This is a genomic window from Brevibacillus sp. MS2.2, assembly GCF_013284345.1.
Taxonomy (GTDB): domain Bacteria; phylum Bacillota; class Bacilli; order Brevibacillales; family Brevibacillaceae; genus Brevibacillus; species Brevibacillus brevis_C.
On the sequence record NZ_JABSUZ010000016.1, the window covers coordinates 47063 to 67247 of the forward strand.

Here is a 20185-nt window from a genome sequence, read left to right on the forward strand (position 1 = left end):
TGATACCGCCTTTCGCACACCAAAAAGAGCTTCCCGTCTCTCTTGACTGGAAGCTCTTTTTGCATGTGTGCCACTCTGGTTACATCACGATTTTTCTTGCTGCGTTGACGAACATTTTTACGCCAACTTCGAGCGCATCCTCGTCGATCGTAAAGCGTGGATGGTGGTGCGGATATGTGATGCCTTTTTCTTTGTTTCCGGCAGCGACATAGAAGAAGCAGCCTGGTGCTTTTTGCTGGAAGGCGGAGAAATCCTCGCCACCCATGGTTGGACGCATATGCTCTACCCACTCTGCTCCCAGTGATTCTTCCACGACCTCTTCCATCAACTTCGTCACTTCGGCATCGTTGATAACCGGGCGATAACCAAATTCGTACTTGAACTTGTACCCCGCGCCGTGTGCTTCTGTAATGCCTTTGATCACGCGTTCCATGAGTCCCGGAACGGACTCGCGCAGATTTTTGTCAAAGCTGCGGACTGTCCCGCAAATCTCTACAGCACCCGGAATGACATTATGTGTCGTTCCTCCCACAAATTGTGTGACAGAGAGAACCAGATTATCGAGCGGATCGGCATTGCGGGATACGACGTGCTGGAGATTAGTCACCACTTGTGCCGCAATCGCGATGCTGTCGATCGTTTCATGCGGGAGCGCCGCATGTCCGCCTTTTCCAAGAACGGTGATCCAGAATGTATCAGGCGCTGCCATCATTGGACCTGGGCAGATACCCACTGTCCCAAACTCCATCGTCGACCACAGATGTGTACCAATCACCATGTCTACGCCGTCCATGACGCCTGCCTGTACCATTTCCTCCGCTCCGCCTGGGTATACTTCCTCTGCGTGCTGGAAGAAGAAACGAACCTCTCCCTTGATCTGATCCTTCATCCCGGACAGCAGCTTTGCCGTTCCGAGCAGCATGGAAGTATGTCCGTCGTGTCCGCACGCATGCATAACGCCCGGATTTTTCGATACGAATTCAAACGTATTCTCTTCTGTAATCGGCAATGCATCCATGTCAGCGCGCATGGCGAGCACTTTCCCAGGCTCGGAACCAATCAATCTGGCCATTACACTGTTTTTCGTCGGTCTGGACACTTCCAGATTCCCAAAGGTAAGCAGTGTCTCATACACAAACTGTGCTGTTTTTTCTTCATGGAAGGATAATTCAGGGTTCTCGTGCAAATAACGTCTCCACGCGATTACCTGATCCTTGATTTCTTCGACCGCCTTATTAAGCGTTACCACCGCCGTTGCTGTCATGCCGCTCTCCTCCTGATTTACGTGGCTCCCCCACTTACTATCTCTTATGCCTATTTTGCTAAGGATAAAACGGTGCGGTACAGTACTTGCGCTCCGTTCGCACAATCCTCTTTTGTCGTGAATTCTGCCGGGTTGTGACTAATGCCATCCTTGGATCGAGCGAAAATCATGCCAACCGGGCACAGCTCAACTAGCTGCATGCAATCATGCCCTGCCCCACTCGGCAGTCTAAATGCTTCCAAGCCTTCTGCCTCACACGCTTCGGCTACTGCATTCTGGATATCATCCGAGCATACAGCAGGAGCTATGCGTTGCAGCAGCTCTACTTTCAACCTCACATTGCGCTGGGCACAAATCGCTTTTGCCCGTTCGTAAATGCGATGTTCCACTTCATCGCGGATCGCTTCGTCCACGTCACGCAAATCAAGAGAAAACTCGACTCGTCCAGGGATGACGTTCACTCCGCCTGGGAATGCTTGCAGCCTTCCAACCGTCCCTACACTGGTTCCTGTCCGTCCGGCTTCTTCCTCAATGGCGAGCATCACCTGAGCGGCTGCTGCCATCGGATCACGGCGCAAATTCATCGGCGTTGCCCCGGCATGACCGGCTTCTCCCTCTAGCACGAAATTTAACCAGAGTGGGCCCGCCACGCCTGTCACGATCCCAACAGATAGCCCGCGGCTCTCCAGTACCTTGCCTTGCTCGATATGTAGCTCCACATATGCCTTCACACTTCCAGGAGTTCTCGCGGCGAGACTGGTGCGGTCCGGATCAAGCCCCGTTTGCCGCATTGCTTCGGCAATCGAGACCCCATTCTTGTCTGCTTGTTCCAGCTCATCCCGCTTGATCAGACCCGCGATACCACGACTCCCGATCATCCCGTAACCAAAACGCGTTCCTTCTTCATCCGTGAACGCGATCACTTCGATCGAATGCTCTGTTTCGATCCCAAGTTCCTGCATCGTCTGTAAAACTTCTACGCCAGCCAGTACGCCAAGTGGGCCGTCATAATCGCCGCCATTTGGTACAGAGTCGATATGCGAGCCAACCAAAACGACAGGAGCGGCCGGATTTTTCCCTTCTTTTCGCCCAATCAAGTTCCCAACCTCATCTTCGCGAACGGAGAGACCCGCTTCCTTCATAAAGCCTGTGACGAGATCTTTTGCCGCACGTTCCTCAGGCGTAAAAGACAACCGCGTGATGCCGCCCGCCTCTTGCTTCCCAATGTTGCCAAGCTGTCCCAATCGATCCCACAATCGATCCGAATTGATCATGACGCGCCACTCCTCCTTCTATGCAGAGCCAATATCGGTTGATTAACGGTTATGTCCTTAATTGTATAATAGTCTGTCTATTTTGAAAAGGCGGCAACCACGGACCCCGAAATAAAGTCCAAGACTGCCGCCGCCATTCATTCCACATGGCAAATCCATCCCCCAAAAAGTCCCGTAGACTGAAACCTGCCTATATTCGTAAAGCCAGCTTCTCTCAAGAGCTGTTCGATTTTAGGTTCAGATTTACTCGTCTACTTCGCTGATTTCCTTATGAAGATCCTTCTACGTTATCATTGATTTCCTCCAATGCTTCCTCCGCAGTTTCCCTAATAGAATCGTTCGGAGATTGTAAGTACGGCTCAATTACTTTTATAAATTTTCGGTTTTTTGAACACCCGAGGATAGTTAATGCATAGTCAAGGATAGCGTCGTCTAGTGTTGGCAGAACATCTGCTAATGGATCCCATTCTACATTTCTTGCGACTCCTTGAAATGTTACTGCATTCATGAGTAGATAAAACAAACTTTCCTTTATATCAAAGTTTTCTTCTGCAATCGCAAGTTCTAGGGCATACTTTGTAAATGTTATAACGTCATTCCGATTAGGATTTCCATACTCGAGCAAATCACCAATATCACCCAATCTGAGATGTAGATCTTCCCTTCTATTTAGGAATAACCCTTTCAGGTAAGCAACGTCGATCATGTTAACCTCCTATCAACTTACTCAATTCCCCTTTCAAATGCCCGATCGTCTCTACTCGATCCTTCTCCTCTTGCTCATCAAACAAAAGCTGCTCTAACAGTTCACATATATCTTCCAGCCTACGCCGGATTTGATAGAATTCCAGCGCTCGTCGATTGACCACATAATTTATATGTGTCTTCCGATAGGTAGCCATAAACTCCTCCAAAAAAGGCTGCTCTACCAAGAACATCAGATCGGCTTCTACCGGCGCCAGCTTCAACCCTTCCCAATCTATGAGAATGAGCTCTTGACCAGATTGCATCAGGTTCCAGTTGTGAATGTCCGTATGGCAAAGCTTCATTATAACCTCACTGCCTCGCAATTCCTCGGCAATCATCTCCAAATCATTCATGCGGGTAGCCAGTATATTGGCAAAAGGTTTGACGATTTCATTCACATCATCAGGCAGACGATGGATATCGTCATTCAGCATTTCTCTAAACTGCTCGGCAAATGGAATGAGGAAGTCTTCCTTGATTGCAGACGTACTAACCGGTATTTCTTCCCCGTACAAATGCAACTCCGCTATGATTTCTGCTAGCTGGCGAACTTGCATCGAGTTTAACGGTTGGCTCCCAATGGTTTTTCCCTCAATATATGCAAACAGTTGGTAGATGCCCATGTCGTCTTCATGTTTATACGCTGCGTTTCTAGTCAGTAGTGGAACTGGAAGTTTGCCTTGTAGTCTGGTCTCGCGTGATAGCCACTGAATAATGGGAACATACTTCTCAATCAACGCTGTCCACTTGGGCGTAGATGCTCTGCTTTTTTCATAGACTTTCAAGAAATAGGAATGCTGGTCGCTGTTGACTTTATAAGCAAGCGCCGACCATCCTCCTTGCTGAGGAATAACATCAACAGCCTCTATATCATACTGGTGTCTCAATATGGTTTTGAAATGATCCATGGGGTACTCCCTTTCTAACTTCATATATACACGCGGTTAACCATCAACATACAAAAAATTGCCTTGCCCCACAATAGGAGCAAGACAATTTTTAATAGTATGACAAATATTTCGTGACACGAAATATCTTAGTGATTATTGCACACCAATTGCATCATACGCATCTCTTACAGATTCTACTTGTTGGGAATTAGCACCGAAAAGAACTGTTGCGGATTGAATAGCTGCTTGTCGCATAGCGGAGAAATTAGAGTTTGGATTGAGGTAGTTAGTTAGAGCGTAGTAGTAGATTTTTGCTGTGTCATTGCGACCAATGCCTGTAACCGTTACACCGTGGTGTGAGCCACCCTCTGCGAGGAGGTATGCCGCTTTGTTGTTGATACCGCTGTTCGTGTGTACGCCTCCGTTGTCATTTGGACCTGTATATCGATCGCTGTAGTGGTCAGGATCACCAGCAATGGTTGGATCTTCGAGAGAGCGCAGAGCATCTCCTGGAGTTCCTGGCGTGTATACATCTTCACCCATGAGCCAATCGTCGTCGTCAATCATTGCCCCGAAGATATCAGAGATGGATTCATTTAGCGCACCGGACTCATTTTGATAGATCAGATTGGCAGTTTTTTCTGTAACAGCATGTGTTAATTCATGTGCGACGACATCCAAGCCAGCAGACAGTGGACGGAATACGCTTCCATCTCCATCACCGTATACCATTTGTACGCCGTTCCAGAATGCGTTGTTATAGTTGCTACCGTAATGGACAGTGGAGATCAATTTCGCACCGTTGTTGTCATAGCTGTTGCGGTTATGTGCGTTTTTGTAGTAATCGTAGGTTTTCTGTGCATAGGCATGCGCGTCAACAAGTGCGCCATCTGTCCATTTGTTATCTGTATCAGAGCCAAGAGTGCCTGGGAGGGTATATCTGTTCCGTGCCGTGTACGTCTCAATTCCCTTACCGCGCGTCGTATCTTTCGCCGTGTAGTTTGTATTGCTTACTTTCGTTACTTCGAAGGACTTAGAGTCACCAAGTACCCCCGTACCAGTTCCTGTAATCTCATGGAGCATATTGTATTTGTTGATCACGTCACCAGAATTAGCATCGATGAAATACTTCCAACGGCCTGGCAGCGGATCGAGGAAATTCAGCTCCACTTCGTAAGCCAAGTACGATTCATCTTCGTGGATGTATACGTAGAGGTTCCCTTTTGGCTTCACCTCGAACTTCTCCACTTTTTCGTCAATCTCATCCTCCAAATCCTTGATGGCCTCTTTGACCGCCTTATCTGCCTTGAGTTTTGGTTTTTTCGTCAGCTTATCATTGTCTGACAGGTCAGGCGCGTAGTTTCCGAGGAATGCTGTTACATTTCCATCCTCATTTACGTGAATCGTCTGCTGATAACCATAGACCGGGATGCCCTCGTACATTTCTTGTACGCGGTAGTGAGTCATGTCTGTCTCTTTGTCTGTCACTTCATCTAGCACTTTAAAGTGATCTTTCACATCTCCATCAATGCGGAAGGAATCTTGATGTTGCTCCAGGAATCCCCAAACTTTGTCTTCGCCATCCAGGTCTTCTGCCTCGAACTCTTCTCCGATAAATTCGGGGGTATCCCACTCAGCGCTATAGACGATGCTTTCGGATTCTGCCTGCGCAGCAAGCGGCAGGAATGTAGAAGTACCCAATGCGAAGCTGAGTGTTACTGCAAAAACCGATTTCTTCATACTCGTTAACTCCTCCTTGGAAAATATTGTTTTTTATGTAAGTTCATAGTTGTTTACATCTCTTATTATTTGTCATAAATGTGAATTTGAGAACAATTTTTTAACGACAAAAAAATCATTTCCCGAAAGAAATGATTAATTGGTAAATTTATTACAATTGCGATTGCCATACGATCCGATACACCTTTCGCGGTCTCCCGCGCGGGTGCGGGTTTTCTTCTCTGATCACTTGCGCTAGTCCCTTTGACTCCAGTTCAATCAGGATTCGTCTGGCGCTTCGTGGCAGAATTTGCAGATATGAGGCTAATTCTGTCGCATGAATTTCCTGAGAGCCTCGCTTTTTGAGTATGGAGTAAAGCTTGGCGAGCGTCATGACACTCAAAGAGGTTAGCTGGCTGAGCTCTTGCAGCTTTTCTGAGTCGTACCGATAGGTGATCTGTTCATCACGACCAAGCGGCCCTACGACGCTTTTGTCATCAAAGAAGACCATCCAATTACCTGTCCCGCGCTCTTTGGCGTGCAGCAAAGCCGCGCCACCGTGGATTTCTGCTTCATAAGCGGTCTTGCCGATCCCGATTCCGCACGTCACCAGATCAGCGCGAATGCCAAACAGCTCTTCCAAATTCGGCATGGTCACATAGTCACGGGTCACTTCTTGCAGGTTGCCCCGCGTTGTAAAAATGACGTAGCGTCCGGGACCCGCTGTCTTCAGTGAGCCTTGCAAATGCTTCGCGTAGCGCAACAGCTTTTCCATCGTCTTGATCTCGGCATTTTGCCATTCATCTGTGGAAAAGTTGCCACCGGCAAGCTCGCGAAATGGATCGATCTCCATCATCTGCACGGCAATTTGGGTATCTTTGAAGTGAAGCATTTCGTGCGTTCGCAAAAGCATGTGAATGACCGAAATCACGCCTGCACGTGTTGGCACGACCCGATGTACAGGGACACCTCTCCGTGCCAGTTCTACATCTGCTGTCCGCAAGCAGGTGACAGCCATCTTTGTCTTGCCTGCCCTCCAAAGCTGTTCGTGGTAATCGGCCAGTTCATCGGCTGAAATTGCTCCCTCGTAATGCTTGAGCCATTTGTATCCACCAGCGATACCCGCCTCGTCCATAAAATGCTCCAGTTCTTCTGGTGAAAATGTATCAAAGCTCACTTCATCCACCCGGATTCCCAATTGATGAGACAGGTGAAGCAAGGTTCTGTACAAGCTCGCACCGAGATGAGGCACATAAGCCATCGGCACTTGGACCTTGCCTGACTCGCTCACCATGGCATAAGGGACCTGTCCGGAGAAAAGCCACATGTCCACCTCATCCACATGCGGCAAGATCAGATCGAGGATTTCTTCTTCTTTCCAATAGACAATCGGCAAGTATTCAATTTCGGGAAACTCTCGCATGACTGATTCGATGATGGCAAGTGAATCATCCGCGCCTATTACGCCTAGTCGCAGCTTCAACAAAATTCCCTCTTTCACACCAATCTCTTCCTACTAGGATAACATACTCCCTCTCTTTTTCTCATCGAGGGATCATATTACCTGCTGCCTCCCCAATCCGGTGTGCCACGTACAAAACAGGTACGATCAGCAAGCTGTACGGCAACGTGCTCCATAGCATCGACCACGTCACAATCCCAGCCTCAAGCAATCGATCATACGTATACAAACTATACGGCAAAACCAATGTCACAGCCGTCACTACACCTGGTGTGTACATGCGAAGGACAACGGTATGCCCAACATGCATGAACACATGGAGAAACATCACGTGCAGACAAACCAGAAAAAACGGGAGGTACGTTCCAGCCGAAAGTGTCGTGACAGTCAGAATGACCGCTGCCGATAAAACCGCGAAAATACAAGAGACTGCGACGGCAAATTGCGCCGTGTTCATCGAAAGTGACGGCTCTATGAGCTTTATAAGCCGTTCTGGCACGGTCTGTCTAATGATGTCTTTTTTAGCTCGCACCCACCCTTCGACCATCACGATCTCCTCGAAATCATGAAACATGAAAACGACTAAAAACAGCCAAATCAGATGGGACAACTCCAGCATACACGCACCCTCCTCCTATTCGTTTGCCTGCAAAATTCCATATGCCAAAAAAGATACTGCATCGTCCGCAAGCTGCTCCGCCGTTTTCTCCCCCGTCAGCAAATACCGCGTCGTCATACGGTCTACGACTGCGATCATTGCCTCTGCCGCCACCTCCACAGACAACTCGATACGGACATGCCCGGCATTCTGATTTTGTCGCAAGTTGACAGCAACAATCGAAGCCAGCTTACGATGCAGCTCTTCGCCCTTTTCTGCCTGATACAGCACGATCCGGGTCAAGTCAGGCTGTTCCTGAAAAAATCGGAACAAAGCGAGCAGATTCTCCCGTACCTGATGGAAGGCATCTGCCTTCGTCAAAGCCGTTACCTTTTGACCGCTGTCCGCCAATTCCCACAGCTTGGTGACGAATGTGTCCGTCAACTGCTGGTACAGACCTTCCTTGCTGTCGAAGTACTGATAAAACGACGCCTGTGTCAGGCCTGCTGCTTTCACGATGTCACTCACCCGCGTACGATGAAAGCCTTTTGCCGCGAACTCAGAAGCTGCCGCCGCAAGCAACCGACTGCGACTCAGCTCCCCTTTTGACAATTTGTCATTGGTCATTTTTTCACCCCAAAAGTAACTCATCAGTTATATAACTATTGAGTTACTTTTACAACTTTTGGTTTTTCTTGTCAAGACCCACTTGCTTTTTCTTTCGACAGTGGGTAAAATGTTTGCTCAAAGGGTATCATTTGATGGCAATGAGGAAGAAGAGTAGTCATTTTGCGAGACTTCAGAGAGCTGATGGTTGGTGCGAATCAGTGTTAAGGAAATGATGAATGGGCTTCCGAGCTCCAAACCGAACCCGCTCTCATGGCGGCAGTAGGCTTTGGCGTTACGTCCGTACGTTACAATGGACACCGTATCAAGCTGTCTTACACAGAAACGGTACGGATCAAAGAGATTTTGCGTATGGATGATTCCTTGCGTGAAATAACAAGGGTGGCACCACGGTTCATTCGTCCCTGTCCAGGGCGGATGGACCTTTTTGTATTTTAAAGCGGACATTCAAGATTCATATTTCACGATTGAAAGGAGCAGCTTTCTCATGAAAACCATCTTTTCCGGCATTCAACCGAGCGGCATTATGACACTCGGCAACTACTTGGGCGCAATGAAGCACTTCGTTCCGCTTCAAGATCAGTTCAACTGCTTTTACTGCATCGTAGACCAGCATGCGATCACCGTTCCACAGGAGCCTGCTGTCCTGCGCGAGAACATCCGTCGTCTCGCGGCTCTCTATTTGTCCGTTGGCCTCGATCCGAACAAAATGACGCTGTTCGTCCAATCGGAAGTACCGGCCCATGCCAAGCTCGGCTGGATCATGCTGTGTACCTCTTACTTGGGTGAATTGGAGCGCATGACTCAATTCAAGGACAAATCCGATGGTCGCGGCGAATCCATTCCAGGCGGTCTGCTGGCTTATCCTCCATTGATGGCTGCTGATATTTTGCTGTATGGCACTGATTTCGTCCCTGTAGGTGAGGACCAGAAGCAGCATCTGGAGCTGACTCGTGATTTAGCCGCTCGTTTTAACAACCGTTATGGCGATATTTTCACCATTCCAGAAGTTCGCCTGCCGGAGACTGGCGCACGCATCATGTCTCTTGCTGAAGGCACCAAGAAAATGAGCAAATCCGATCCAAACCAAGGCGCCTTCATCTCCATGCTGGATGACGCAGACACCATCACGAAAAAAATCAAGCGCGCGCAAACGGATTCCGACAGCGTTGTGCGATATGACAAAGCAGAAAAGCCTGCTGTCTCTAACCTCATGACCATCTACTCCCTCTGCTCCGGAAAAACACTGGATGAGATCGAAGCGATGTATGAGGGTAAGGGCTACGGCGCATTCAAAACCGAGCTGGCTGAAGTTGTGGTAGAAACACTCCGTCCGATTCAAGAACGCTTCGAGCAGCTATTCCACTCCTCTGAGCTGGATGATATCCTGACTGCCGGGGCAGACAAAGCGAATAAGGTCGCGAACGAGATGCTGTACAAGGTTGAAAAAGCGATGGGGATGGCACGTATCTAATCCATTTCCACAACAAAACGGGCTGGGAAGCTTATCTCCCACCCCGTTTTTTACTCGTTGCTACTTAACTGTAACGGTTACCTTGGCCGTCTTGCCAGCATAGCTGATCGTGATGGTTACTCTCGTCTTTGGTTTGGCATCCTCCAAAACGAGAATCCGGCCTGTTTCATCTACCTCTACCTGATCGGGCTTGCTCGATGTGAACTCGATTCCTTCTGCATCCGTAACGTCTTCTTCTGCATCGTTTCCGAGAATAGCTGTAACCTCGAGCTGTGCTTCCTCACCCTGTGCTAGTTTGAGAGACTTCGGTTTGATCTCGATCCTTTTCAGGGCAGTCTCACCGACAACATAAGAGGAAGCCGTCGCCACTGTAAAGATTCCTACATCGTCTTCTTTTACCACTTTGATCGGTTTTCCCTTAAGTCCCATAGCTGGTCTCCACATATTGCTTCGGAACACGTAGGCTTGAAGCTTTTCGCTTGCGTCTTCTGCGACTGGTAGCCCGAGTGTAAAGCCTGTTTTTCCGAGGTTTGTCAGCTTTTTACCCTTGCTCCACGCTTGCAATTGATAAGCTTCGCCCGGGTTTGGCACGCCCTTCCAGCCGGTTCCATCTGCTTCTGTCAGGGAGAGAGCAAACTCTCGTGCACGCTCAGCAGCAAAGTATGCGCCCGGCACTTCTACCCATGCTTCACTGTCCAAGGTGACTCGGATTCCTACCTCTTTTTCCTTCAATTGCTCAACCAGCTTCTGCTCCAAGGTTACCGTCGGTTCGTTTAATTCTTCCTTGCGAGAACGCGTATCGATCGAATCGTCATCGCTTTCTCCCACCTGAACGAACAGTACCGGAGCAAAGCCGATCTTGTCTTTCACGGACTCGATTGCTTTCATGAATTCCCCAAGTACGTCTAGAAGCTCATCTACTTGTTCGTCATCTGCCTTGATCTCATCCCCATCTTCAATGACGACAGTGCCAAGCTTTTTCAAAAGCTCTTCCGCCAGCGTACGGACATGCTTGGCTACCTCTTTGGAAATATCCTTTTCATCGAGCGGCTCCAGCGCTGTTTTCGCCAAGCTCGTCAAGGAGGCAAGTGCCAGCCGGGCAATCTCTTCATCCTCAATGCCATCTTCTGTGAGCGGGTCAAATGCTTTGTCCAAAAAGCTCTTCGTCACATCTTGGAGTGTCTCTTCACTAATAATTCCTAACTCGGCCTGCTCGGCCACTGCCTCGAGTACAGTCGTGATCGTATCGGTGACTGTCTCCCATTTCTCAGTCGGCGTCCATTGCTCAGCATCCAGAAGTTTTTCCAGATGACTGAGAACTTGATCCACCTGTCCCAAAATGCTGTTCTCCTCGTTACTTGCGGAGATGACCTGAGCGGCTTGCTTGTTCAACTCTCGCTGTGAGTCCGGTGTCGGTGTTCTGTCCGGCGGTGTAACTGGCGGTGGTGAGTCCGGCTTGGCTGGAACCTTTACTGTCAATGCTTTAGTAACTGCTGTCGATTGATCGGATAATCGTGTGACCTCCAAAATCAGTTCTACATTCGTCTGGCGATTTGGCGGCGTAATTTTACCGTCTAGCGCAATAATCGCTGGATCACTAGACGACTTGATCGCAATGGTAAAGCCTGTAGGTACTTCTGGCAGCTTCAAGCGCTTCTCACCCGCTGCTGGCTGTGTAAGCTGCGTGATGCTTTCTGCCACTTCTTGTGCTGATTTTTCCGGCGTGCCTCGATCCTTCAAGTCCAGCTGTACAAGGACAGGATTATGATCACTCACACGTCCCTCGCTCTCCGTCAAACCAGCGTTGATGTGAACGATATCAACCTTCGTGTCATCCTCCAAATGGTTGCTGACCAAAATTTGATCCAAGACTTGGGAGTTCCCTTGGTACACGTACGTATACTGCTTACCCTTCGGCAGTTTCTCCACCATATTGGTCAAAACGCCATCTGCCAATTCCTGCACCGGATTCGAAAACGGGAAATCGTTGAGATCGCCCAGCACCACAACATTTGCTTTCGCTTCCGCCGCATGGATTTCTTTTACAAAGTTATTTAACACACGGGCGATTTTCATGCGTTGTACTTCACTCACCAGCAGTGGCGGCTGATCTTTTCCAAACAGTGCTTGATCGCCACCCTTGGAGTTGAAATGGTTGGCGATGACAATGACAGGCTCGCCTTGGAAAATGAATTCCGCTGCCAGTGGCTTACGGCTCGAAGCAAACGCCTCGTTGGTCGGATCTACCCGCCCTGGATTGACGGAAAGATGCGCCACGCCATCTCTTGTCTCGATTTGCACTGCATCTGTCGCACCTCCTGGCGTTCCATCTGCCAGTTGTACCCGTTCTGGGTTGTAGAAGAACCCAACACGGATATTCCCTCCTGGCTGTCCACCATCCTGATTGTTCTGTGGCGCGATATCGGTGTATCGGTAAGTCGGGCCGTTTTTGTTTTCAATCGCTTTGATCAATGCGTCCGCAGACTGTGTAGCATCTGTTTGCCCATTGTCCGTCGGCCCATTGTCGTCCTGCATTTCCACCACACCGATAATATCCGGCCCCTTCATGTTGTCCACGATCGTCTCGGCGATGCGATTGATTTTGGCAGAATCAGTTTTAGCCGAGAAATTCTCGATGTTGTACGTAGCGATTGTCAGCTTGTCCTCTTTTGGGGAAATACTTGTCACTGGCGGCTCATAATGGCTTGCCTGTACCGTAAATTCGCGTGTATGGAACAGCTTGTAGTTCGCGAAGCTGTAGTCAATGATGCCTACCAGTGGTCCATCAAATTTGTCGCCGACTTTTACCTCTCCAGTAATCTTTTCGAGTTTGTCTGATACCGTGATGCGCTCTGGGTGAAAATCATTGGCTTCCAGTACCACACCGCCAGCTGGCGTACGTGGCTGACTCGGATGGGCCCGATCATCGATAACGACAAATTCCGTTGCACGTGGATTCGTAAACGTCTTGGTTTCGCCAACGACGACTGGATTGTCGATCTGTACCAGCATGCCTTCGAGACTTTCCCAGAAGTCGATGCCGTCTTGATTCGGATCGAATTTGCCAAGGCTGTCGTTGTCGATGATCCCTTTTGGATATTCATAGTTATCTTTGCCCAGGATGAGTGGTTCTGGGAGTGATTGGCCTGGCTTGACAACGGCGTATGAGGTCGCATCAATTTGCGTCTGGGTAAGGTCTGTACCCGCTCTGTTCGATGGCACGTATTCCTTGACGGTTCCGCTGACGGTTACTTCATCGCCAGGGTTGACCACTGCTTTTGGCTCGTAAACGTAAATGCCTTCGGAGGTAAATGGGTCTGCGTCCGGTTGCGGGTCTTGCATATAAAAGCCTTGCACATTGCTGCCGCTTCTGACGATAGCCGTTACGATTCCCGGAACATTATTCACCGTTCCATCCGCCATCGCTGATCGGTGGGACGTTCCTTGGATATCATGAATCCGAACGTTTTCTTTTTGAATCACGTAGCGGAAGGTCGCTACATTACTGTCTGTGTAGCCATCCTTGACGGCTATGGCTGAAAGGATTGTATCCGCGTCAATCTGGATCGGTCCCGTATACTTGATGCTTCCTCTGCTTGGCATTGAACTATCTATCGTATAGAAGATCGTAGCGTCAGCCATCGCCGTTGAGAGCGTTACATTTGTTCCTTTTGTCACCATAGGACCTGCCGGACTCGCTGTGACCATGGGGACTTTATTCTCGTCCTCTACGAGATCAGCGACAGTGCGCGGCACCAGCTTGTATACATTGCGGTCGTAGTTCACCACGCCTGTAATAGCTGCATAGCTCTTGTTCACTGGAAGCGGAAGAGAAGCATCCGGTCGAGACACAAACGCACCGTGCTGATCCTCCAGCGTGTAGTTGCCGCTTGATACCGATTTGATTGTAACTACCTTTACCGTCACCAGCTTGCCTTCCAAAGCCTCTCCTGTAGCAGCCGCAAAATCAGTGGAAGTCACAACTTGCGGGTTAGGCACACCTGCTTGCTTTTGCACGATTTCCACGTTATTGGTGAGCGCCTCAAGTTGAGCCAGTCCATAATAATCATTCATTTTTCCGGTTGCTCGGATCTTGTCTCCCACTTCAATTTTGCCAGTCAGCCCTGGCGCACGAAGTACGAGGCCTGCCGTATCATCCTGGAAATACACGTTGTTTTGTCCGCCCGCTTCAAACATCGCCGTCACTGTTCCGACGACAATCACGTTCGTTCCTACCGGGGTGCTTCTTGCTTCAGCAATCGTCGTCGAACCTACGGCTGACTTGGTGACGCTAACTTCTGAGCTCTCAAACGACTTGCCATATTCCCCAACTGTTTGCTGCGTTACGAGAATATGATCCAACTGATCGATGTTTGGAATCGTAAAAGAAAATGACCCGTTTGCCTGTGCCGTTCCTGTTTCTTTGTTACTAAGCATCAGCGGTTGTTTTTGCGGATCGTAAGCGCGCAGTATCGCATTCCCTGCTGCCGCTCCTGCTTCTCCTCGCAGCTCGCCCACACCGTTCAATGCTTGCAGGCTGACTTTTTCCTGGATCAAAGCTGGGCTGGCTACCGCTGGCCTCAGCTCAATACTTGCGCTCTCCTTCTTGCTCCCTTCCGTTGCCGTGAGATAGACTCCCTGCGCATTTGGATCGGGATTGGCAAAAGTCAGCTCGATTAGTCCGGAAGCATCCGAATCTTGCTGTGCTAAAGGAGTGTCGCTACCTGTTCCTGTAGGCTGACTCACATAAACCTTAATCGTCCGCCCTTGACCGACATAGCCGCGAATTGTTACTTGGATAGGATCAGTATGATCAAAAATAAGTTCTGTGGCATTCAGCTTTTCGGTCACGTCTGTTGGTAGCGGCGGTTCTACCGGGCTTTGCGTGTTTTTCGGGGTAGGTGTCCCTGTGATAAAATCGTTACTGTTGTTATTCGTATCCCAGCCATTTCCTCCGTTCGGCACCATGCCGCTGGCGTCGCTAATGCGTTGGGTGCTGGTCGTATTCGAGGGAGCTGGTGCTGGTGAGTTGCCCTCAGATGAATTCGCAGTACCAAAGCCGACCATATCCACGACAATTGCCTGGGAGGTGACATCCGTACCTGTTAACGGGACAGCATCCTTGACCAGCGCAACCTTCCCATTCGACCCTGACAAGTTCAGTGTCCCGCTATCGTCAGGAGTAGGCAGTTCACCCCCTGTTGCACCCGATGATGCTAGCCGTACCAAATAAAAGCCGTAAGGGGCAATGCTTCCTGTCAGGTCTGTCTTGGCCCAATTCGTTCCCGTAGCAGAAGCATACTGCACGGACCAGCCTCCAACCGAAACAGCCGTGTCTGTCGGGTTATACAGTTCAATGAAGTCATTCTTGTACAGAGCACCGGAGTTCCCACCACCCCCATACACCTCACTGATCACCACATGATCAGCCCGCGCGGCCTTTGCCTGTGGCATCCACCCGGTCGGTAAAACAGTTCCCATCATGACCGCGGCTATTAACGCCAGCTTCGGCCATCGGGAAGTATTCCCTCTTTTTTTCAACATTCTTGCATCATTCCTCCTCACATCATTCGGAAGTAACTACTATAAGATGGTAAACGTATAACCTGAACCTTATGTAAATTTGATGTAAAGTTTGTATAATCCTTCTAAACTTGTAAAAACAAAAACCGCCAAGCTCCATCGTTCTTGGCGGTTTTTCTCTGTTTTTGTCAATTAGCTTTCGTCTACTTTCATACTGCGTGCAATATAAAGAACCGGCGTCGAAGCTGCCGATACGATAAACTTGATCAGGTAGGTAGTCAACAGGATTTGCCACCATACGTCCATCGGGAATTCTCCCAAAAAGGCAATCGTACAAAAGGTAACGGAGTCGAGCAGTTGACTGAAGAGCGTGCTTCCATTATTCCGAATCCAGAGCTGATTTGGGCCTGGGCATTTTTTCTTCAACCACGAATAGATTTTCACGTCGACAAATTGGCTGACAAAATACGCACACAAGCTACCCAATGCCACTCTTGGCATCAAGCCAAAAATCGTCTCTAAGGAACCTTGGGCGATATCTGTTTCCTGTGGTTCAAACACCAATACGAGCTGCATGATGATCGTTGCCGCAATTAAGGTAAAGAAGCCGAACCACACGGCTTTTTTCGCTTCTCTTTCCCCATACTTCTCATTCAATAGATCGCTTACCAAATAAATAGAAGCATAGATCGTATTGCCGAGCGTCATGACCAAACCGAACATCTCGATTGTTTTGACCACCTGAATGTTGGCCAGTACGGTAGCCATCCCGATCCACGCGTACAGTCCCATTCTGCCGAATAATCGGTAGCAGAGCAGGAACAACCCGAAGTTCACCAGAGCAAAAAGAACTCCGATCCAAAAATTAAACATATGATTTCCTCCTAGTTTTGATAACGCGGGAGTTTACGAACCGCGGCCCGTTTTGAGCATTCAATCATTTTACTTGCATTCTTTTATTTTATCAACCATTCTCGATGCATGCACAGCAATCGACATGCGGGACACCAACACCATTCCCTCATCGACCAAACTGGCTAAAGCTAATGAAACGGTTTCTCTGGTCGCCCCCACCATATTGGCAATTTCCTGATGGGAGAGAGATACGGTCAATTTCCAAAATGGCTCTTCTACTTTTCCAAATCGCTGACACAACTGAACCAACAGATGGAGTACGCGATCCCTAACCGATTCCAAAGCGAGCTTTTCCATCCGCTCCTCTTGTTCGCCCAATCGTTTGGACAACTGGAACATCATTTCTTTCAAGTCTGGTGGACATGCTTGCAGCATTTCTACCATCCGAGTCGCACTCCAATGAGTAAGGGTCGTTTTTTGCATCGCTTCAATGTAGACAGCGCGTGACCCTAGCACCATTTCCTCAATCTCGCCAAATACAGCTCCAGGTCCCAGCAATCCCACAGTAAAGGATTTTCCATCCTCGTTCAGCCGAGAGAAACGCAGGAGTCCCTTTTGAATGAAGAAAATGCCCATTCGCGTGTCAGCCGGTGTCTGAAACACCGTTTTCTTGGCAAGAACGATTTGCTCCCCCATTCCCTCATGCTTGATCGGCTCACTCATGATACATCCCTCGTTATTTTAAATACCTAGTTACCTATACTTTTATGCATTTAAATTCATTTGTCAATTACCCTCCCCTCTTCCTTCCACATGAAAAAATGACCACCTACTAAAAGGCGGCCATTCTTTACCGTGATACTGCTATACCCAAAACACAGGATACGCACGTTTCTTATGCATGTTATTGACGAACAGAGCAATCAGCACCACCACTACTGCCCCTATGAGTACCGGAGACAATAAAAACTCCCACCCCTTGCCATCCATGACAATGACGATCGGATTGGCACCCGCAGGAGGATGCGTCGTTTTCGTCACATGCATGGCGACAATCGCAAGACCGACACTAACTGCTACGACCCACAGCTGCGATCCGCCTATTTGATAGAGCAGCACGCCAACCAAGCTGGTGAAAAAATGCCCCCCGATAATATTGCGAGGCTGAGATAACGGCGAATCCCAGGCCACAAAAGCAAGCACACAACTGGCCCCAAAGGAAGCCATCAACCAGACAGCGGTAGTTAATTCCGTCAGCATGCCCAGTACCCCTATCGTCACTAATCCGCCAAGGCCCCCAATCAAAGCAACCGAGCCAGATATTTTCAAGGGCGTTCTGCTTCTCCCCTTCATTTTACCTACAAATTCTTTTATGCTCCATCCACCACTCATCACAGCCACCTCCTACTCACATCGTAGCAAGTGGCCCTTTCTTGTTCTGTAAGGTATCTTACAAAAACACAAATAATAGCTAGTTACCTAGATATTTAGTAAAATGAATACAAACACCAAACTGTGAGGCGAATATCCATGACTCAATCACTTGTGCGGCTAAATGCGGACTTTCCAATCCCGATCCATGTGCAAATCAAAGAACAATTGAAGCTTCTCATTGGCCTAGGCCACCTTCAACCGGGGGAAATGCTTCCACCTGCTGCCCAATTAGCCGATCAGTTGCAAGTCAACCGCAACACCATTAATGCTGTATACACACAGCTACGGGATGAAGGGCTCGTCCATATGCAAAAGGGTCGCGGTACTTCTATCGCAGACCAACCTGCGATTACTGCCTTTCGCATGCGTCAGCAATCGCTTTATGATCACGCCAAAACAATCATGACCGAGGCACAGCAGCTTCCGTTTTCGCTGGATGAGCTTATGCTTGCTTCGATTGCTTACGGACATTTGTTTCTTTCCCGCTCCAAAAAAGAAGCTCGATGGCTCTTGGTGGAATGTCACGAGCATGATCATCCTTTTTATCGTAGGAAAATAGAAGAGATCATCGGTCAGCCCATTCAGGTTGCCTATCTTGAAAACCATTCAGATGTCCTCCCTGCCTTACAAGATGCCGACCAAATTGTCACCACCGTCAACCATGCAGAGGAAGTAAAAGAATTAGCTGCTCGTTATCATAAATCAGTTCTCATTATTGGAGCAAATGCCCAGACGAGCACGCTTCTGGAGATCGCTCGCTTGGAGGCAGGCCGTACAGTTGGGTTTGTTTGTCTCGGAAAAAAGGGCGGGGAATGGATGGCGGGCCGTGTACAAGAGGCAGGTATCGAACAGATTCAACATATGACCGCGGGATTCGCTGATGAACGCTCCTTGCAGCAGATTATTCACGATTCTGACCTGCTCTATGCCTCCGCTGCGGTATATGATCAGCTCCTCGCGTTAGCTCCGGACAAAACACGTCTCTACCCGATGCTGTTGGAGCAAAGCAGCGAGGCACTACTAAAAGAAGCGAGCAACCTCCTCGCACACTAACATTTACCTGTTACCGATTTGTAGGTTTTATGTCGACAGTCTGTAACCAACGCATCCACCCTATCGTACATAATGAACGTGTAGCAAGGACAAGCACAAAATACAGCACACTACACATTTCATCATGATCAGTCAACAAGACTGGGGAGGAGATTCATCACATGAAACACATGAAACACTTGAACAAACTCGTAACAGGAACAGTACTTACTTCCGTACTTTTCACTGGTGGGTATGCCATTACAGCAGATGCAAGCAACACAACTGCTACAACAAAAGGCTTGCAAGAGATTACGAAAAAAACAGCAGACGTAACGGGTGACAAGGCCGCAGACACAGTCGTTCTGTACGGGAAAAAAGAGAAAAACAGCCCATACGTTAAGGATCTCACTATCAAAGTAACAGATGGCAAAACGAAGAAATCTTTTAACATCGACGTGAAGGACGACGGCTACGAGCCGAAGCTCTCCGTTCAAGATTTCACTTACGATAAAAAAGGCGAGATCATGGTTACTGCAAGCACTGGCGGAAGCGGTGGCTACACAACCAATCACATCTACACCATCAAGGATGGAAAAGCGAAAGAGCTCAGCCTGCCAGGTCTGGATAAAAACAAAGCAGGTGTAGTCGGAGCGGACTTCGTGGAACTGAAGCCAATCGATCTAAACAAAAATGGTCTCTACGTACTGGAAGGCACAGAGCGTCTGACTGGTGATTACAATGCAGATGTTCGCGGCTACCTCAAATCCAAATGGAAGTGGAACCAAACCAAATGGGAATTGATGAGTGCCAACTTCGAACCAGCCGTAAAACCACTCGAAGTCTATCATGATACGTTCAAAAGCCAAGACTCTGCCTTTGCTTTTAAAGGTCCAAAATCTTGGAACGGCAACATCCTTGTTGAGGAAAAAACCGGACCAAATGCAGACGAATACTTGCCAGAAGCTAAGAGTGTAACCCGCTTCATCTTCAATGCTGACAAAGCGGAAGATCGTACACCTGTTGTGGTTATCACTGCGTTTGATCTGAATGACTGGAAAAAACTGAACAACCCGGACGAGCCGCCAGTCGGCACTGAAATTGCACGTAACCAAGCAACCAACACGGTATATGTAGCAAGCTTGCCTCAAGACTCGGTATTTGATCCAGCAAGCAAAGAAGGAAAGAAATTCATCCCTCTGATGATGTCTCTTGACCAAGTAAAACAAGCGTTTACGCTGGTAAATCGATAATTCTTAAGCATCTCTCCACAAATAATCCCTTTG

The 20185-nt window shown here is 48.6% G+C and carries 15 protein-coding genes and 1 other annotated feature; of the genes, 3 read left to right on the plus strand and 12 right to left on the minus strand.

What is annotated here, in order from left to right; all coding sequences use genetic code 11:
* Positions 1-79: 79 nt before the first annotated feature.
* The 8 genes from HP568_RS15955 to HP568_RS15990 form a co-directional block, all read right to left on the minus strand.
* A complete protein-coding gene (locus HP568_RS15955; protein ID WP_048031651.1) occupies positions 80-1264 on the minus strand; it encodes a M20 family metallopeptidase in 1185 nt (394 codons plus the stop codon).
* Positions 1265-1314: 50 nt separating this feature from the next.
* A complete protein-coding gene (locus tag HP568_RS15960; protein WP_173629595.1) occupies positions 1315-2538 on the minus strand; it encodes a Zn-dependent hydrolase in 1224 nt (407 codons plus the stop codon).
* Between the two features lie 268 nt (positions 2539-2806).
* Entirely contained in the window at positions 2807-3244 is a 438-nt protein-coding gene (locus HP568_RS15965) for a hypothetical protein (protein WP_173629596.1), read from the minus strand.
* Between the two features lies 1 nt (position 3245).
* Complete coding sequence (locus HP568_RS15970) at positions 3246-4193, minus strand: aminoglycoside phosphotransferase family protein (protein ID WP_173629597.1); 948 nt, start codon at positions 4191-4193, stop codon at positions 3246-3248.
* A 135-nt stretch (positions 4194-4328) separates the two neighbouring features.
* Entirely contained in the window at positions 4329-5915 is a 1587-nt protein-coding gene (locus HP568_RS15975; protein WP_048031648.1) for a M4 family metallopeptidase, read from the minus strand.
* A gap of 151 nt (positions 5916-6066) precedes the next feature.
* Positions 6067-7395: a helix-turn-helix domain-containing protein gene (locus HP568_RS15980; RefSeq protein ID WP_235617634.1), complete on the minus strand. Its 1329-nt coding sequence runs from the start codon at positions 7393-7395 to the stop codon at positions 6067-6069.
* Positions 7396-7438: 43 nt separating this feature from the next.
* Entirely contained in the window at positions 7439-7975 is a 537-nt protein-coding gene (locus tag HP568_RS15985; RefSeq protein WP_173629598.1) for an HXXEE domain-containing protein, read from the minus strand.
* Positions 7976-7990: 15 nt separating this feature from the next.
* On the minus strand, positions 7991-8605 hold the full coding sequence (locus HP568_RS15990; protein ID WP_173629599.1) for a TetR/AcrR family transcriptional regulator: 615 nt from the start codon (positions 8603-8605) through the stop codon (positions 7991-7993).
* A gap of 107 nt (positions 8606-8712) precedes the next feature.
* Positions 8713-8990 (plus strand) — a binding site (T-box leader).
* Between the two features lie 78 nt (positions 8991-9068).
* On the opposite strand from HP568_RS15990, the gene trpS reads away from it, so the two are divergent.
* A complete protein-coding gene (trpS, locus tag HP568_RS15995) occupies positions 9069-10055 on the plus strand; it encodes a tryptophan--tRNA ligase (protein WP_048031645.1) in 987 nt (328 codons plus the stop codon).
* Positions 10056-10115: 60 nt separating this feature from the next.
* Here trpS and HP568_RS16000 read toward each other — a convergent pair whose 3' ends face one another.
* From HP568_RS16000 to HP568_RS16015, 4 genes are all read right to left on the minus strand, one after another.
* Complete coding sequence (locus tag HP568_RS16000) at positions 10116-15599, minus strand: chitobiase/beta-hexosaminidase C-terminal domain-containing protein (RefSeq protein WP_173629600.1); 5484 nt, start codon at positions 15597-15599, stop codon at positions 10116-10118.
* Positions 15600-15770: 171 nt separating this feature from the next.
* Positions 15771-16451, minus strand: coding sequence for a queuosine precursor transporter (locus tag HP568_RS16005; RefSeq protein WP_048031643.1), 681 nt, complete (start codon positions 16449-16451; stop codon positions 15771-15773).
* A gap of 69 nt (positions 16452-16520) precedes the next feature.
* Complete coding sequence (locus HP568_RS16010; protein ID WP_235617633.1) at positions 16521-17156, minus strand: Crp/Fnr family transcriptional regulator; 636 nt, start codon at positions 17154-17156, stop codon at positions 16521-16523.
* Between the two features lie 141 nt (positions 17157-17297).
* Positions 17298-17825: an HPP family protein gene (locus HP568_RS16015; protein ID WP_173629601.1), complete on the minus strand. Its 528-nt coding sequence runs from the start codon at positions 17823-17825 to the stop codon at positions 17298-17300.
* Positions 17826-17963: 138 nt separating this feature from the next.
* Between HP568_RS16015 and HP568_RS16020 the strand changes: the two genes are divergently transcribed.
* Together HP568_RS16020 and HP568_RS16025 are read left to right on the plus strand one after the other, a co-directional pair.
* Positions 17964-18920: a GntR family transcriptional regulator gene (locus tag HP568_RS16020; RefSeq protein WP_173629602.1), complete on the plus strand. Its 957-nt coding sequence runs from the start codon at positions 17964-17966 to the stop codon at positions 18918-18920.
* Positions 18921-19081: 161 nt separating this feature from the next.
* Positions 19082-20152, plus strand: coding sequence for a hypothetical protein (locus tag HP568_RS16025; protein ID WP_048031640.1), 1071 nt, complete (start codon positions 19082-19084; stop codon positions 20150-20152).
* Positions 20153-20185 lie beyond the last annotated feature (33 nt).

What these genes read in the sequence shown, in the direction of transcription:
- HP568_RS15990 (WP_173629599.1), bottom strand. Translation starts at nt 8,605, where the DNA reads ATGAGTTACTTTTGGGGTGAAAAAATGACCAATGACAAATTGTCAAAA.
- HP568_RS16020 (WP_173629602.1), top strand. Translation starts at nt 17,964, where the DNA reads ATGACTCAATCACTTGTGCGGCTAAATGCGGACTTTCCAATCCCGATC.
- HP568_RS15960 (WP_173629595.1), bottom strand. Translation starts at nt 2,538, where the DNA reads ATGATCAATTCGGATCGATTGTGGGATCGATTGGGACAGCTTGGCAAC.
- HP568_RS15975 (WP_048031648.1), bottom strand. Translation starts at nt 5,915, where the DNA reads ATGAAGAAATCGGTTTTTGCAGTAACACTCAGCTTCGCATTGGGTACT.
- HP568_RS16010 (WP_235617633.1), bottom strand. Translation starts at nt 17,156, where the DNA reads ATGAGTGAGCCGATCAAGCATGAGGGAATGGGGGAGCAAATCGTTCTT.
- HP568_RS16025 (WP_048031640.1), top strand. Translation starts at nt 19,082, where the DNA reads ATGAAACACATGAAACACTTGAACAAACTCGTAACAGGAACAGTACTT.
- trpS (WP_048031645.1), top strand. Translation starts at nt 9,069, where the DNA reads ATGAAAACCATCTTTTCCGGCATTCAACCGAGCGGCATTATGACACTC.
- HP568_RS16000 (WP_173629600.1), bottom strand. Translation starts at nt 15,599, where the DNA reads ATGTTGAAAAAAAGAGGGAATACTTCCCGATGGCCGAAGCTGGCGTTA.
- HP568_RS15985 (WP_173629598.1), bottom strand. Translation starts at nt 7,975, where the DNA reads ATGCTGGAGTTGTCCCATCTGATTTGGCTGTTTTTAGTCGTTTTCATG.
- HP568_RS15955 (WP_048031651.1), bottom strand. Translation starts at nt 1,264, where the DNA reads ATGACAGCAACGGCGGTGGTAACGCTTAATAAGGCGGTCGAAGAAATC.
- HP568_RS15970 (WP_173629597.1), bottom strand. Translation starts at nt 4,193, where the DNA reads ATGGATCATTTCAAAACCATATTGAGACACCAGTATGATATAGAGGCT.
- HP568_RS15965 (WP_173629596.1), bottom strand. Translation starts at nt 3,244, where the DNA reads ATGATCGACGTTGCTTACCTGAAAGGGTTATTCCTAAATAGAAGGGAA.
- HP568_RS16005 (WP_048031643.1), bottom strand. Translation starts at nt 16,451, where the DNA reads ATGTTTAATTTTTGGATCGGAGTTCTTTTTGCTCTGGTGAACTTCGGG.
- HP568_RS16015 (WP_173629601.1), bottom strand. Translation starts at nt 17,825, where the DNA reads ATGAGTGGTGGATGGAGCATAAAAGAATTTGTAGGTAAAATGAAGGGG.